The 14,996-nt window shown below is 56.4% G+C and carries 15 protein-coding genes; 5 read left to right on the plus strand and 10 right to left on the minus strand.

Features of this window, described 5'->3' with window-relative positions; genetic code table 11:
• Position 1 precedes the first annotated feature (1 nt).
• The 7 genes from ureC to ttdA form a co-directional block, all read right to left on the minus strand.
• A complete protein-coding gene (gene ureC / locus K7R23_RS08495; protein WP_012907652.1) occupies positions 2-1,705 on the minus strand; it encodes an urease subunit alpha in 1,704 nt (567 codons plus the stop codon).
• Positions 1,698-2,018, minus strand: a complete 321-nt coding sequence (locus K7R23_RS08500; RefSeq protein WP_012907651.1) for an urease subunit beta — start codon at positions 2,016-2,018, stop codon at positions 1,698-1,700. The genes ureC and K7R23_RS08500 overlap by 8 nt, the downstream gene beginning before the upstream one ends.
• 9 nt (positions 2,019-2,027) lie before the next feature.
• Positions 2,028-2,330, minus strand: a complete 303-nt coding sequence (locus tag K7R23_RS08505) for an urease subunit gamma (RefSeq protein WP_012907650.1) — start codon at positions 2,328-2,330, stop codon at positions 2,028-2,030.
• Positions 2,331-2,340: 10 nt separating this feature from the next.
• Positions 2,341-3,165, minus strand: coding sequence for an urease accessory protein UreD (locus K7R23_RS08510; protein ID WP_197534111.1), 825 nt, complete (start codon positions 3,163-3,165; stop codon positions 2,341-2,343).
• A gap of 125 nt (positions 3,166-3,290) precedes the next feature.
• Entirely contained in the window at positions 3,291-4,754 is a 1,464-nt protein-coding gene (locus K7R23_RS08515; protein WP_012907648.1) for an anion permease, read from the minus strand.
• Between the two features lie 48 nt (positions 4,755-4,802).
• The gene (ttdB, locus tag K7R23_RS08520; RefSeq protein WP_012907647.1) at positions 4,803-5,408 is read right to left on the minus strand and encodes a L(+)-tartrate dehydratase subunit beta; all 606 of its coding nucleotides are present in this window, start codon (positions 5,406-5,408) and stop codon (positions 4,803-4,805) included.
• Positions 5,405-6,316 (minus strand): L(+)-tartrate dehydratase subunit alpha, encoded by a 912-nt coding sequence (gene ttdA, locus K7R23_RS08525; protein WP_012907646.1) that lies wholly within the window; start codon positions 6,314-6,316, stop codon positions 5,405-5,407. Before ttdA ends, ttdB begins: the two co-directional genes overlap by 4 nt.
• 210 nt (positions 6,317-6,526) lie before the next feature.
• Here ttdA and ttdR point away from each other — a divergent pair, with 210 nt between their 5' ends.
• Positions 6,527-7,462, plus strand: coding sequence for an L-tartrate utilization transcriptional activator TtdR (ttdR, locus tag K7R23_RS08530; RefSeq protein ID WP_012907645.1), 936 nt, complete (start codon positions 6,527-6,529; stop codon positions 7,460-7,462).
• Positions 7,463-7,507: 45 nt separating this feature from the next.
• Here ttdR and plsY read toward each other — a convergent pair whose 3' ends face one another.
• Positions 7,508-8,125, minus strand: coding sequence for a glycerol-3-phosphate 1-O-acyltransferase PlsY (plsY, locus tag K7R23_RS08535; RefSeq protein ID WP_012907644.1), 618 nt, complete (start codon positions 8,123-8,125; stop codon positions 7,508-7,510).
• 106 nt (positions 8,126-8,231) lie between these two features.
• On the opposite strand from plsY, the gene folB reads away from it, so the two are divergent.
• The 3 genes from folB to K7R23_RS08550 all read left to right on the plus strand — a co-directional run bounded on the left by folB (position 8,232) and on the right by K7R23_RS08550 (position 11,372).
• On the plus strand, positions 8,232-8,597 hold the full coding sequence (gene folB, locus K7R23_RS08540; protein WP_012907643.1) for a bifunctional dihydroneopterin aldolase/7,8-dihydroneopterin epimerase: 366 nt from the start codon (positions 8,232-8,234) through the stop codon (positions 8,595-8,597).
• A gap of 99 nt (positions 8,598-8,696) precedes the next feature.
• Positions 8,697-9,518, plus strand: coding sequence for an undecaprenyl-diphosphate phosphatase (bacA, locus tag K7R23_RS08545; protein ID WP_012907642.1), 822 nt, complete (start codon positions 8,697-8,699; stop codon positions 9,516-9,518).
• A gap of 282 nt (positions 9,519-9,800) precedes the next feature.
• Positions 9,801-11,372 (plus strand): glycosyl hydrolase family 18 protein, encoded by a 1,572-nt coding sequence (locus tag K7R23_RS08550; protein WP_012907641.1) that lies wholly within the window; start codon positions 9,801-9,803, stop codon positions 11,370-11,372.
• A 122-nt stretch (positions 11,373-11,494) separates the two neighbouring features.
• Here K7R23_RS08550 and K7R23_RS08555 read toward each other — a convergent pair whose 3' ends face one another.
• Together K7R23_RS08555 and K7R23_RS08560 are read right to left on the minus strand one after the other, a co-directional pair.
• Positions 11,495-12,727: a multifunctional CCA addition/repair protein gene (locus tag K7R23_RS08555; RefSeq protein WP_012907640.1), complete on the minus strand. Its 1,233-nt coding sequence runs from the start codon at positions 12,725-12,727 to the stop codon at positions 11,495-11,497.
• A 65-nt stretch (positions 12,728-12,792) separates the two neighbouring features.
• Positions 12,793-13,407 carry a TIGR04211 family SH3 domain-containing protein gene (locus tag K7R23_RS08560; RefSeq protein WP_012907639.1) on the minus strand — a complete coding sequence of 205 codons (615 nt, stop codon included), beginning with the start codon at positions 13,405-13,407 and terminating at the stop codon, positions 12,793-12,795.
• 240 nt (positions 13,408-13,647) lie between these two features.
• Between K7R23_RS08560 and K7R23_RS08565 the strand changes: the two genes are divergently transcribed.
• On the plus strand, positions 13,648-14,949 hold the full coding sequence (locus K7R23_RS08565) for a CYTH domain-containing protein (RefSeq protein ID WP_012907638.1): 1,302 nt from the start codon (positions 13,648-13,650) through the stop codon (positions 14,947-14,949).
• The last annotated feature ends 47 nt before the right edge of the window (positions 14,950-14,996 follow it).

Here is a 14,996-nt window from a genome sequence, read left to right on the forward strand (position 1 = left end):
CTTAAAATAAAAAGTAACGTTGCGCCATCGGCAGCACGTCTGCCGGTTCGCTGGTAATCAATTCGCCGTCAATGCGCACCTCGTAGGTCTGGGCATCGACGGTGATGTCGGGTTGCAGGCTGTTGTGGATCATGTCGGCTTTTTTCACCGTCCGGCAGCCTTTCACCACTGCAATGGCGCTGTGTAAATTCAGCCGTTGCGCCACGCCGTTCTGTTGGGCGGCCTGTGAAAGAAAGGTCAGGCGGGTGTGATGTCGCGCCGCGCCCAGCGCGCCGAACATCGCCCGGTAATGCACCGGCTGCGGGGTGGGAATTGAGGCGTTGATATCGCCCATCGGCGCGCAGGCGATCATCCCGCCTTTGATAATCACAGCTGGCTTAACGCCAAAAAACGCCGGTGACCACAGCACCAGATCCGCCAGCTTTCCGGCCTCGACCGAGCCGACTTCATGGGCGATACCGTGGGTCAGCGCCGGATTAATGGTGTACTTGGCGATATAACGTTTCACCCGCTGGTTATCGTTATCGCCGGTTTCTTCGGCCAGCGCGCCGCGCTGAACTTTCATCCGGTGCGCCACCTGCCAGGTGCGCAGGATCACTTCGCCCACGCGCCCCATCGCCTGGGAGTCTGATGAGGTGAGGGAAAACGCGCCGAGATCGTGCAGCACATCCTCAGCGGCAATGGTTTCGCGACGAATGCGCGACTCGGCAAACGCCACGTCCTCGGCAATATCCGGATCGAGATGATGGCAGACCATCAGCATATCGAGATGCTCGTCGATGGTATTAACGGTATAGGGCAGCGTCGGGTTGGTCGATGACGGCAGAATATTGCCGTGCGCGCAGGCGGTGATAATGTCCGGCGCATGGCCGCCGCCCGCGCCTTCGGTGTGAAAAGTATGGATGGTGCGATCGCCGATCGCCGCCAGCGTATCCTCAACAAAGCCGGACTCGTTCAGCGTGTCGCTGTGCAGCGCCACCTGAATATCCATCTCGTCGGCGACGGTCAGCGCGCAGTCGATGGCCGCAGGCGTCGCTCCCCAGTCCTCATGGATTTTCAGGCCAATCGCCCCGGCGGCGACCTGTTCGCGCAGGGCGTCAGGATTCGAGCCGTTGCCTTTGCCGAGCAGGCCGATATTCACCGGCAGAGCGTCCGCCGCCTGCAACATTCGGGCGATATACCAGGTGCCGGGCGTACAGGTGGTGGCGTTGGTGCCCGCGGCGGGTCCGGTGCCGCCGCCGATCATCGTCGTCACGCCGGAAACCAGCGCTTCCTGCGCCTGCTGCGGGCAGATCCAGTGGATATGGGTATCGACGCCGCCTGCGGTGACGATCCTGCCTTCCCCGGCGATCGCTTCCGTTCCGACGCCAATCGGGATCGTTACGTCAGGCTGAATGTCGGGATTACCGGCTTTGCCGATGGCGAAGATCCTGCCGTCTTTAATGCCGATATCCGCTTTAACGATCCCCCAGTGATCGACAATCAGCGCGTTAGTGATCACCAGATCCACGCAGGCTTCGGCGCGCATCTGGCCCTGTCCCATGCCGTCGCGGATCACTTTGCCGCCGCCGAATTTCACCTCTTCGCCATAGGTAGTGAGATCGCGTTCCACTTCGATCCACAAATCCGTGTCCGCCAGGCGCACCTTATCGCCGGTGGTGGGGCCAAACATGTCGGCATAGGCCTGCCGGGAAATTTCAGCCATTATCTGTCTCCAGTGGGCCCATCACCTCGCCGCGAAAGCCAAAAATGCGCGCTGCGCCCGCCACCCGCACCAGCTCGACCTCGCGTTTCTGTCCCGGTTCAAAACGCACCGCAGTACCGGCAGGAATGTTCAGGCGGAATCCGCGCGCCGCCTGGCGCGGGAAGCGCAGGGCGGGATTGACTTCAAAAAAGTGGTAGTGCGACCCGACCTGAATGGGGCGGTCGCCGTGATTTTCCACCACGAGGGTGCAGGTTTCCCGTTCGCTGTTGATCGCGATGTTGCCCGCCGCGATCCGGTATTCGCCAGGGATCATAGCCGCTCCTTATACGATCGGATTGTGGACGGTGACCAGCTTGGATCCGTCCGGAAAGGTGGCCTCCACCTGAATGTCGGGGATCATCTCCGGGACGCCCTCCATCACCTGATCGCGGGCGAGCACGTGGCGACCGTCCTCCATCAGCGAGGCCACGCTTTTGCCGTCGCGTGCGCCCTCCATAATAAAAGCGCTGATCAGCGCCACCGCTTCCGGATAATTCAGCTTCAGGCCGCGCGCCAGACGGCGCTCCGCCACCAGCGCGGCGGTAAAGAGCAACAGCTTGTCTTTTTCTCGGGGTGTCAGTTCCATAGGGCGTCTCTCAGGTTTGCCAGATGCGCGGCAGATGCGGGGGTTTTTGCGTGAGCTGCGGGCGCAGGAAGCGCCAGATATCGCGCATCGCGCGCTGGATTAGCAGATTGTCGTCCGCCAGAAAACGCACGACGAGCAGCGAATCGACAAGCGTCGCGCCCGCGTATTCGCCGAACGGCGTAAGGCGTTCACGCACGCCGTCGAGCATGGTTTCTGTCGCCGGACAGCAGAACAGCGTGCCGCACCACGGCTGATGCGCGATACGGGACAGCTGACCCTGCGTAATCCGCAGGCCTTCGATCAGTAGCGGCAGGCCGTCGCGCCGGATCCCGAGGCGGTTATTCAGCACGCCGTGGCTAAAGGTTTCCTGCATAACCGGTCGTCCGAAGCAGATGACGTCCCAGCCGAGCAGCCGACTTTCAGCAGTCAAATGAAACGTGGAGCAGATGCGGGCGTCAGCGCCGGGAAAGAGGATCGTATCCTGCGGCAGCCACTCCAGCGTGGCGCCAGGGGCGAGAGTAAAAGTCTGCCGCAGCCGCGCCTGCTGGCCCGCGCTGCGGTAAAACTTTCCCGCGCCGGGCTGGGTGATTAACGCATGGCTGTCAGCCTCCAGCGTGACGGAGAGCGTCAGCTCATCGCCGCCGACAATTCCGCCGGGCGGATGGAGTAAATAGAGGTGGCAAACGTCTCCTTCCGGATAGAACGGACGCTGCACGGTTAAGGGGCCAACGTGGCGCGCCGAGGTCAGCAGCGTTTTGTCGGCGGCGCGGGTAAAGCGCAGATCCAGTTCAGCCTGCCAGCCCCGAGTGAGTGTCTTGTGCGCAACCGTGTCCAGAGCGTTTCCCCTGTCTGCGTGAGGATGTTTGCATGGCAAAAAAGTATGCCTCAGCAGGCGGTGAAAGCGGTCATATGAGAAGCTTATAGAAAAAAGGGGCAGCCGCCCGGCCGCCCCAACGAGGGTTAAAGCAAAACGAGAGGCATCCAGACCAGGCCGGTGATGATTAACAGCACCATAAAGGTCAGACCAAAAATGGCCCCCAGCCGCCAGTAATCTGCCGTCGGCAGGTAGCCGCTGCCGTAGTAGATAGGGCTGGGGCCGGTGGCATACGGAGTGAGAATGCTGCCCAGGCCAATCGCCGCGCCGACCATCAGGCAAAATACCGGCAGCGGAATGTCCGGCATTGCCAGCGCCGCGGCGATCATCATCGGCGCCAGGGCGGAGGTGTAGGCCGTGGCGCTGGCGAAGAAGTAGCGCAGCAGGTAAAACACCACGATCAGCGCCACCATCACCATCGTCGGCGAATAGCCGCTCAGACCGCTTGCCAGCAGCTTGCCAAACCAGGTGATAAAACCGGTGTTGTTCAGCCCGGTGGCCAGGGTTATCAGCGACGCCAGCCAGAAAAAGACGTTCCATGCGGCTTTGTTACTGATAATGTCGTCCCAGGAGATGATGCGCAGCACCAGCATCAGCGCCACCACGCTGTAGCCGACCAGCGCTGCGTGAATATAGTCGCCGCCGAAAATCCACAGCACCAGCGCGCCGACCATCAGCGCCAGCATCTTTTTCTCACGGGCGCACAGAGGCCCCATCTCTTTCAGCTCCGCCTGCGCCCAGCGCGGCACCTGATCGCCCGACTTCAGTACCGGCGGATAGAGCACGTAAGCGAGCCACGGCACCAGCAGAATCAGCAGAATACTCAGCGGCAGCATCCCCAGGAACCAGTCGCCCCAGCTCAGCGTCGTATTGGAGGCGCTTTTCATCAGGCCCGTCAGCAGCAGGTTCGGGGCCATCGCGGTAAGGAAAACGGCACTGGTCACGCAGTCGGCGGTGATGCCCATCCACATGATGTATGAGCCGATAGAACGCGAGCTGGCGTCATTCGGCTGCGAGTGGTACAGCGGCGGCAGGTTGCGGATAATCGGATAGATGATCCCGGCGCCGCGCGCGGAGTTAGACGGCGTAACGGGGGCGAGGATCAGTTCGGAGAACATGACCGCGTAGCCGAGAAACAGCGTGCGATGGCCCATTTTCTTCACCAGCCACAGCGCGATACGCCGTCCGAGGCCGGTTTTTTCATATCCGGTGCCGAACATAAAGGCGGCGAAAATCAGCCAGATAACCGAGTTAGAAAAACCTGACACCGCCCGTGACAGCGCTTTGGCGGTGAATTTAAAGCCGTCCTGCGCCAGCTGCGCCGGGCTGAACAGCAGCCACGGCGAGAGGATGGCGATAATCGAGATGCCGATCATCGCCACCACCGCGCCGGGGACAGGTTCCAGAATGAGTCCTACAATCACGCCGGTAAAAACCGCAAAATAGAGCCAGGTGTGGCTTTCAAGCCCGGCGGGGACGGGCAAAACAGCAATAATGGCGATGACCACCAGCGGAGCCAGGTATCGCCACCAACCAGCTAAAGGTGCCATTGTCGTATCCCTGCGAATGGGGAGAGGCGCAGCGCCTCTCCGGAAGGGTTATTTGATGTAATGTACGTGTTCGCAGATTTCGTCGACGATCGGGCCGCGACGCTCGGCAAACAGCTTTTTGTTTTCGGCGATCAGGTTGTTGCCGTGGGTGTCAATGGAGACAATCAGCGGGCCGAACTCTTTTACCCGGCAAACCCACAGCGATTCCGGCATACCGAGTTCCGTCCAGTGCACTTCCTCGATCTCCTCCACCTGAGTCGCCGCCAGCACCGCGCAGCCAGCCGGGAAGATCACGTGCAGCGCCTTGAACTTCTGGCAGCCTTCTTCCGTCAGCGGTCCCATACCGCCTTTGCCGACAACCAGTTTGACGCCGGTCTGCTCGATGAACTCTTTTTCGAATGCTTCCATACGCATACTGGTGGTCGGGCCGACGGATACCATCTCCCATTTGTCGCCGTTTTTACGCACGATCGGCCCGGCGTGGAAAATCGCCTTGCCGTTGAGGTCGTAAGGGATTGGGCGCTTGAGTTCGATCAGACGGCGATGGCAGACGTCGCGGCAGGTGACCAGCGTGCCGGTCAGGTAGATCACATCGCCAACGCGAATATCTTCCAGGTCTTCGGCCTTGATCGGGGTCGTCAGGATCTTTTTCATAGCGCGCTCCGGGTATGAGACAGGTTTTCGAAGGAGAGATCGGCATGGACCAGCAGCGTACCGCGACGGTGCGCCCAGCAGCCGGTGGAGACGGCCACGCCGATGGTGGACGGGTGGCGCGCGGCGGATTCAATATGCACGCCCATCACCGAGTTGTTGCCGGTCAGCCCCTGCGGACCAATACCCAGGCGGTTCAGCCCCTCTTCCAGGCGTAGCTCAAGCTCGGCGGCTTTGGGGTTTGGATGGCGGGTGCCGATGGGGCGCAGAATCGCTTTGCGCGACAGCACGGCGGCGGTTTCCACGGAGGTGGCGATACCCACGCCGACCAGCACCGGCGGACAGGCGTTCACCGCCAGAGTAGAGATGTTTTCAAAGACGAACTTAACGACGCCTTCGTAACCTTCGGAAGGCATCAGCACTTTCGAGCGGCCCGGCAGAGTGCAGCCGCCGCCCGCCATATACACTTCGATTTCCGCGTCGTCGCCGTCGGGAATGATGTCCCATGTCACCCACGGCACGCCGCTGCCGGTGTTTTTCCCGGTATTCACTTCGTCAAAAATTTCCACCGCGTTATGACGCAGCGGCGCTTTGACGGTGGCGTCTTCTACCGCCTGTTTCAGTATGCTCTGCAACTCGCCCAGCAGCGGGAAGCGGGAACCGACTTTCACGAAGAACATGATTTCACCGGTGTCCTGGCAGGCCGGGCGGTTCAGGTCGATCGCTTTTTGCATGTTGTCGAACATCGTGTGGTAGATGATTTTCCCCATCGACGATGTTTCGGCGTCGCGCAGCTGTTTTAATTTGTCCACCACGTCGTCGGGCATCCGGGTGGAAATCATCGCGGTAAAATCGGCGACAATTTCCGTCAGCTTATTTATCGCGTCTTGCTTATTTTGATTGCTCATCATGTCAACTCCAGTTTTTTATTTGTCTGGAAATAAATTCTCTGCAGTAAACTACCACTAAAGTTGTGGTTTTTTTATTTGTCGCCCCTGTGTATCTGTAATTAACAGTTCGTGAATCATGGCGCTGAAAGACGTGGAAAATTGAGCAAGGGCAGGGAACACGGCGCTGAAGGAAATTACACTGTGGGCAATCTATTCACGGATAAGCCGAACATGCTGAACAACTATCCTTTAGCGAAAGACCTGCAGGTGCTGGTTGAAATTGTCCATACGGGAAGCTTTAGCGCGGCGGCGGCGGCCCTCGGACAAACGCCGGCGTTCGTGACGAAACGGATCCAGATTCTGGAGTCCGCGCTGGCCACCACGCTGCTCAACCGCTCGGCAAGAGGGGTGGCGCTCACCGAGTGCGGACAACGGTGCTATGAACATGCGCTGGAGATCCTGACCCGCTATCAGCGGCTGGTGGATGAGGTAACGCAAATTAAAACGCGTCCGGAAGGGATGATTCGTATTGGCTGTAGCTTCGGTTTTGGCCGTAGCCATATTGCGCCCGCCATTACCGAACTGATGCGCAATTATCCGGAGCTACAGGTCCATTTTGAGCTTTTTGATCGGCAAATCGATTTAGCGCAGGATAATATCGACCTGGATATTCGGATTAATGACGCCATACCGGATTATTATATTGCGCATCTGTTAACAAAAAACAGCAGGATATTATGCGCGGCGCCCGCCTACCTGAAAAAATATTCGGAGCCGAAAACCTTGCAGGAATTAAGCCGCCACGATTGTCTGGTGACGAAAGAGCGTGATATGACGCACGGGATCTGGGAATTAGGCAACGGTAAGGAGAAAAAATCGGTAAAAGTGAGCGGGCATCTGTCGTCGAATAGCGGGGAAATTGTGCTGCAATGGGCGCTGGAGGGGAAGGGGATTATGCTGCGCTCCGAGTGGGACGTGCAGCCGTTTCTGGCGAGCGGCAAACTGGTGCGGGTGTTACCTGAGTATGCCCAGAGCGCGAATATCTGGGCGGTCTATCGGGAACCGCTATATCGCAGCGTGAAGCTAAGGGTCTGCGTCGAGTTTCTGGCGGCGTGGTGCCAGCAGCGGTTAGGCAGGCCGGATGAGGGGTATCAGGCGGCGCGCTAAGCCGCTGTCCGGGCCTGATGTCAGGCCCGGAGCGTGTGCGAAAATCTACTCCGCGTCTTTCTCGCGTTTCTTCTTCAGCTTTGACCAGATCTTCGTCTCCTGGCGACGCCACAGACGCTGGATGTTGTCATGATGGCGCAGCAGGATCAGGCACGAGAGCATGGAAACCGGAAAGGTGAACTGCGGTTTGAACCACCAGACGTAAAACGGCGCGATCAGCGCGCTGACAATGGCGCCCAGCGACGAGTAGCCGCTCAGCAGGACGGTAAGCAGCCAGGTGCCCGCCATTACGCCGGTTAAATCCCAGCCGATAGGGGCGATGGCGCCGAAGGCCGTCGCGACGCCTTTGCCGCCTTTAAATCCAAAGAACACCGGCCAGATATGGCCCAGACAGGCGGCAATGGCGATCAGGCCCAGCCAGAAGGGGGTAACGCCTAACGCGTATGCGCCCCAGACGGGCAACATCCCCTTCAGGATGTCGAAAATCAATACCGTTACGGCTGCTCCCTTGCCACCGATTCGTAACACATTGGTCGCGCCGGGATTGCCGGAACCGCTGGTACGCGGGTCGGGCAAGCCGGCAAGGCGGCAGACCAGAATGGCACTGGAAATGGAGCCGCAGAGGTACGCGATGAGGATCATTCCAGGCGCGATTGCACTCATAAGCTGTTCCGTTTTGAAAATGTCGTGTAAAACGCTACTTCTGTGGATAATACGCATATTTCGCCGGAAGTGGTATCCGGGGGAGCCAAAAAGCGGGCAGGTCGTGATGGATATTGTATTTATAGAGCAACTTTCGGTAATCACCACCATTGGTGTTTATGACTGGGAACAGACCATCGAACAGAAGCTGGTGTTCGATATCGAAATGGCGTGGGATAACCGCAAAGCAGCCAAAAGCGACGACGTTGCCGATTGCCTGAGCTATGCGGATATCGCGCAGACGGTAATCGATCATGTCGAGGGCGGACGTTTTGCGCTGGTGGAGCGTGTGGCTGAAGAGGTCGCTGAACTGCTGCTGAGCCGCTTTAATTCGCCGTGGGTGCGCATCAAACTCAGCAAGCCCGGCGCGGTGGCGCGCGCGGCGAACGTTGGCGTGGTGATCGAACGTAGCAGTAATCTGAAAGGGAAATAATTAACTTCATAAATATTAAACCAAACGGATATAAAAGAGTCTTACGGCAGGATCGCTTTTGCTGCAATTTTTTGGTTTTTTCTGTTTAGGGGTTTATTGATGAGTGATATGCACTCGCTGCTGGTTGCGGCGATTCTGGGTGTGGTCGAAGGATTGACGGAGTTTTTACCGGTTTCCAGTACCGGCCATATGATCATCGTCGGCCATCTGCTGGGTTTTGAGGGCGACACGGCAAAGACCTTTGAGGTGGTGATCCAGCTGGGGTCGATTCTGGCGGTGGTGGTGATGTTCTGGCGGCGGCTGTTCGGCCTGATCGGCATTCATTTTGGTCGTCCGCTACAGCGCGAAGGCGAGAGCAAAGGGCGCTTAACGCTTATTCATATTCTGCTGGGGATGATCCCGGCAGTGGTGCTGGGACTGCTCTTCCACGACATGATTAAATCGCTGTTTAACCCGATTAACGTGATGTATGCGCTGGTGGTTGGCGGTTTATTGCTGATCGCCGCAGAGTGCCTGAAGCCGAAAGAACCGCGCGCCCCCGGCCTCGACGATATGACTTACCGCCAGGCGTTTATGATCGGTTGTTTTCAGTGTCTGGCGCTGTGGCCGGGTTTCTCTCGTTCCGGGGCGACCATTTCCGGCGGGATGCTGATGGGAGTGAGCCGGTACGCAGCGTCGGAGTTCTCCTTCCTGCTGGCGGTGCCGATGATGATGGGCGCGACGGTGCTGGATCTCTACAAAAGCTGGTCGTTCCTGACGGTGGCGGATATTCCAATGTTCGCCGTGGGTTTTGTGACGGCTTTTATCGTTGCATTGATTGCTATCAAAACCTTCCTGCAGCTCATTAAACGCATTTCGTTTATTCCGTTTGCTATTTATCGTTTTATCGTGGCGGCAGCGGTTTACGTCGTTTTTTTCTGATTTAACAAATGAAAGCCATTCTGATTTATATCAGGGCGGCTTTTATTTATAAAATGAATAAATAAATTTAATTCTCTGACTGGATAGTATTGTTACTTTCTATAAAAACTCATTTAAAGATAACCATCAAGGCGTTTTATTTTCCTCTGGGCTTATTTATAAAGAAATTAAAAATAAATATTTGCCAGCGGTAATTACATCTGTTAATTGATCTCTCCGATATATTAGGAAATATTTTAATATATTCGCTTAATTGATGGATTGTAATTAAATGGAGGCGTTATGACATTAAATAAGCTCACGAAGGCCATAATCCTGGCGACTCTGGGGCTCCCGTTAGTCGCTTCAGCGGCTTCAGTGGTTCCCAACGACCAGACGAACTCTTTTTCCGGGCTTGACCCGTGGATGATGATATCGAAGGATCTGGGTTATAGCTGGGAAGCGTATACCGATAGCAGCCAGAATAATTTCCCGGGTTCAACTTACGCGATGATTGCCGCTAAAGACGAACTGGCAATAATATCTCAACCTTATGATCCAAATTCAACCTATAGAGGGGGCGAAAAAGTTCGCTTCCTGGGTTATTACTGGACAGCGCAATGGTGGGTGGATCAGGGGATTAGCCCGTCAACCGATCCGGTATGGAAACAAGGGGATAAAGTTAACTTTAACATCTATTCAGAGTTTCAGTTCACTCCTTATACCGGTCAGCAAGCGGTAGATTTGCAGAATAGCGAGAAAAAGAAAGTTAAAGCGCAGCGTAAGGTCATTGGCTATTTCCCTGAATGGGGCGTTTATGAGGCGCATAATTTCTTTACGCCGGATAAGGTAAACTATAAGGGATTGAGCCATCTGAATTATGGCTTTGCCGTCGTTAAGAATGGCGTCGTCACAATGCATGATACCGCGCAGGCGCCTGATTTAATGCGTACTCTCGAGAAGTTAACCGAAAAAAATAATGTGACCTTTATGCTTTCCGTCGGCGGCTGGGATAACTCGCAGGAGGGGGCGTTTGAAGCGGCGACCAGTTCTGATGAAGGGATCGAGAAGCTGGCGGACAGCATGGTTAAATATGTCCACGACTGGAAATTTGACGGTCTGGATATTGACTGGGAATACCCGGACAACGAAACCGAAAAAAATCAGTTTACTAAACTCGTAAAATCGTTACGCAGCAAGCTTGATGCGCAGGGACGGAAAGACGATAAGTATTATCAGCTCTCGGCTGCCGTCACCACTAACCATAAAAATGTGAAGTACATTAATCCGGCTGTTACGGCGGAATATCTCGACAGCATTAACGTGATGGCATATGACATCCACGGTGCTTTTGACCCGATAACCGGTCATAACGCGCCGCTATTTGCCAACAAAAAAGATGCCGATCAGAAACTGAATGTCGCCGGAGCGATGCGCGAATATGCGGAAGTCTGGCAGATCCCTAAAGACAAACTGATGATGGGCGTTCCCTATTACGGCAGGGGATGGGGATCGGTTCCTTCCACCCAAATAGAACCGGGTTTGCCGGGTCTGTTTGCGCCGGGCGATGCTTCTGTAAAAGGCGCATGGGATGATGTGGGGCAGTATACCGGAACGAACCCGTGGTATGTGCTGAAAGCGAAACTGGCAAGCGGAGAGTACAAGCGTTACTGGGATTCTCAATCACGCGTTCCGTATCTCTACAGCTCGAGCAAGCAAGAATTCCTTACTTATGACGATCCGCAATCTATTCGCGAAAAAGTGGATTACATCAAACAGCAGGGGTTCGGTGGGGCAATTATCTGGGATATCAGTGGTGATACGCCGGAACATGAGCTGGGTAACATCGTTGATGATATTCTTACCGCTAAGTAAATGAGAGCTGAATAGTATTCTCCGGGTCACGTATCGATATGGACGCGGCCGTACGTACGTAACGGTTTAAAGGAACATGACGCTGATTAGCTCGCCCTTGCAATAAGGGCGAGTTTCTCTGGTTAGCGGGGGACCTTTTCTTCCTTCCATTTTGCGACTGCCGCAATACGCCGCCTGGTCAGCTCTTCGCGAATCTCCATGCCCTGGAATCCGGACTCCACCACCTCTTTCGTCGGCACCGACTGCGCCACCTGCCAGGCTTCGCGCAGCAGGCGTCCCTGCGGGTAATCGGCGGCTTCAAAGCCGGTACGTCCGCGCACATCGGCCTCGCTGGTGAGCGCTATCTGCTCTACGCGCTGCGGCTTGCGCCAGGCATCTATCGAATCAAACAGCTTCACGATAGTTTTGGGTTGCAGGACGGGGAAGGTATGGATGAGATCGTGAAATTCCGCCACCCGTTTTGCCAGATCGCGTATATCGTTCGGTACGCGCAGGCGCTGGCACAGCTGTTCCACCAGTTTGACGCCTGCCGGACCATGACCATGATGACGCGGCCAGAGTTCCGGCGGGGTTAGCCCCTTGCCGAGATCGTGACACAGCGTGGCGAAACGGATATCGACTTCCGGGCTCAGCATTGCCGCCATCGACAGCGTCATTAGCGTGTGGACGCCGGTATCAATTTCCGGATGCCACTTTGCCGGAGCGGGAACGCCGAACAGCGCATCAACCTCGGGAAACAGCACGCGCAGCGCGCCGCAGTCGCGCAGCACCTGAAAATAGACCTGCGGGTTACGCGTGGTTAACGCGTTCTCCGTCTCCTTCCAGACGCGCTCAGGCGTCAGATGCTCCAGCTCTCCGGCATGGGTCATTTCCCGCATCAGGGCCATCGTTTCGTCGGCAATGCGGAAGCTCAGATGCGCATAGCGGGCGGCAAAGCGCGCCACGCGCAGAACGCGCAGCGGATCTTCACTGAAAGCGGGAGAGACATGACGCAGCAGACGGTTTTTGAGATCGGCGCGACCATGATAGGGATCGATAATATTGCCATCATCATCCTGCGCCAGCGCGTTAATCGTCAGGTCACGGCGCTGCAGATCCTCTTCCAGCGTGACGTCCGGCGCGGCGTAGCAGGTAAAGCCGGTATAGCCCGGGCCGGACTTACGCTCGGTGCGCGCCAGCGCATATTCTTCGTGCGTTTGCGGATGGAGAAAAACAGGAAAATCACGGCCTACCTGCTGGTAGCCCGCGTCGAGCATCTCCTGCGGCGTGGCGCCAACCACAACCCAATCTTTATCTTTAACCGGTAGCCCTAACAACGTATCCCGCACTGCACCACCGACCAGATAAATCTTCACGCCACACCACCTCTCCTGAGAAATACATTCCTTTAATCATATGACAGTGTGGCGGAGAAGGCGATTTAGTTCATCCAGCGGTCTTTACGTTTACGGCTTGGGATCATATGCGGCAGGACCAGGCCCAGCAGCAGACCGAGGCCGAGCACGCCGCCGCCATACATGAACCATTGCATAATGATGGTGCGTTGCTTGTCATCAAGCTGCAGATTAGCGGCGCTGACCTTTTTCTGCGCCACGATCAGCTCGTTTTTCAGCTTCTGGTTTTCTTTTTGCAGACCGTTGATTACGCTGTCGCTCTGCGCCACTTTTTTCTGCATGTCGGCAGTGCGCTGGTTCCACGTGGTGTCGATATTGGTCAGCTTGTCGGTCAGGGTTTTGACCTGATTTTCCAGGTCCGGCACGCGGGTGCGCAGGCTGGGGGAGGTGTTCAGTTCTTTCAGCGGGATCCAGGCGGTACGCCCGGTGCTGTCTTTCACCTGGCCGTAGTTGTTGTCCGTCTGTAAGAGAGTGACCTGTTCGCCAGCGTTAACGGTGCCGACGAGACGATAATTATCTCCCGGGCCGCTGCGGACCCAGGTGCTTAGTTCATCTGAGACATAGCGCGTTTCTTCGGCGTGGGAGACGGCAGTGGCGCTAAGCGCAAGTAATGTTAATCCAATCAGGCGTAATTTTGGCATCAGGCTGTCGTTATTGTCATAGAAAGTGGAACGATAGTAGTGATATCAGTGTCTCTACGCAAAGCATTCGGCATCAATCGGAATCATCTGTGTCCGCTTTGCCACTACTTCAAACTTTTACGCCCGTTAAATTGCCCGTTGCATGGCAATCTGGCGCAAAATACTATCTACTGACAATAAAGAGTGCACTAAGTTCGCAGTCGGCCCTTCAACTGTGACATAACCCGTAAGTACAAGGCCATGGCTCAGGAAATCGAATTAAAATTTATCGTTAATCACGACGCGGTCACTGCGCTGCGCGACCATCTGAACACGCTCGGCGGCGAGCATCATGCGCCCAGCCAGCTGCTGAATATTTACTACGAGACGGCGGATAACTGGCTGCGTCGTCACGATATGGGATTACGGATCCGCGGTGAGAACGGGCGCTATGAAATGACCCTGAAAACCGCCGGTCAGGTGACCGGAGGGTTACACCAGCGGCCTGAATATAATGTGCCGCTCAGCGAACCCGCGCTGGATTTAGCGCAGCTTCCGCTGGAGATCTGGCCGAACGGCGAACTGCCGACCGACCTGGCTTCTCGCGTGCAGCCGCTGTTCAGTACCGATTTTTACCGCGAAAAGTGGCGGCTGGAGGTGGATGACAGCCGGATTGAGATTGCGCTCGATCTCGGGGAAGTGAAGGCTGGCGAGTTTGCCGAACCGATTTGCGAACTGGAGCTTGAGCTGCTGAGCGGCGATACCCGGGCGGTGCTGAAGCTGGCGAACCAGCTGGTAACCCAGACGGGACTACGCCAGGGCAGCCTGAGTAAAGCGGCGCGCGGTTATCATCTGGCTCAGGGGAACGTTCGCCGTGAGATCAAACCGACAGCGGTGCTGAAGCTGCCCGCAAAGGCCAGCGTTGAGCAGGGGCTGGAAGCGGCGATGGCGCTGGCGTTAGCGCAGTGGCAGTATCACGAAGAGCTATGGCTGCGCGGCGTTGATGCGGCAAAGGACGAAGTGACCGCCGCAATGGGGCTGGTACGCCACACCCTTACCCTTTTCGGCGGTATTGTTCCGAGAAAAGCGAGCACTCACTTACGCGATCTGCTGACCCAATCGGAGGCGACGATCGCCTCGGCGGTATCTGCCGTGACGGCGGTGTACACCACGCAGACGGCGCAGGCGAAACTGGCGCTGACCGAGTGGCTGGTGACCAAAGCTTGGCGGCCATTCCTTGATGCCAAAGCGCAGGATAAACTTGCCGATTCCTTTAAGCGCTTCGCGGATATTCATCTTTCCCGTACCGCCGCTGAGCTGAAAAGCGTTTTTGCGCAGCCGCTGGGTGACCAGTATCAGGATCAGCTACCGCGGCTTCGTCGTGATATTGATACGGCGTTATTGCTGGCGGGCTATTACGACGCCGTGGTGGTGCAGGCGTGGCTGGAAAACTGGCAGGGGCTGCTGCACGCTATCGCTACCCGACAGCGCATTGAAATTGAACATTTCCGCAATGAGGCGATCAATCAGCAACCGTTCTGGCTGCACAGCGGAAAACGATAAACCGACCTTATTGCCTGATGACGCTGCGCTTATCAGGCCTTGTATTA

The organism is Citrobacter rodentium NBRC 105723 = DSM 16636 (assembly GCF_021278985.1).
Classification (GTDB): Bacteria; Pseudomonadota; Gammaproteobacteria; order Enterobacterales; family Enterobacteriaceae; genus Citrobacter_A; species Citrobacter_A rodentium.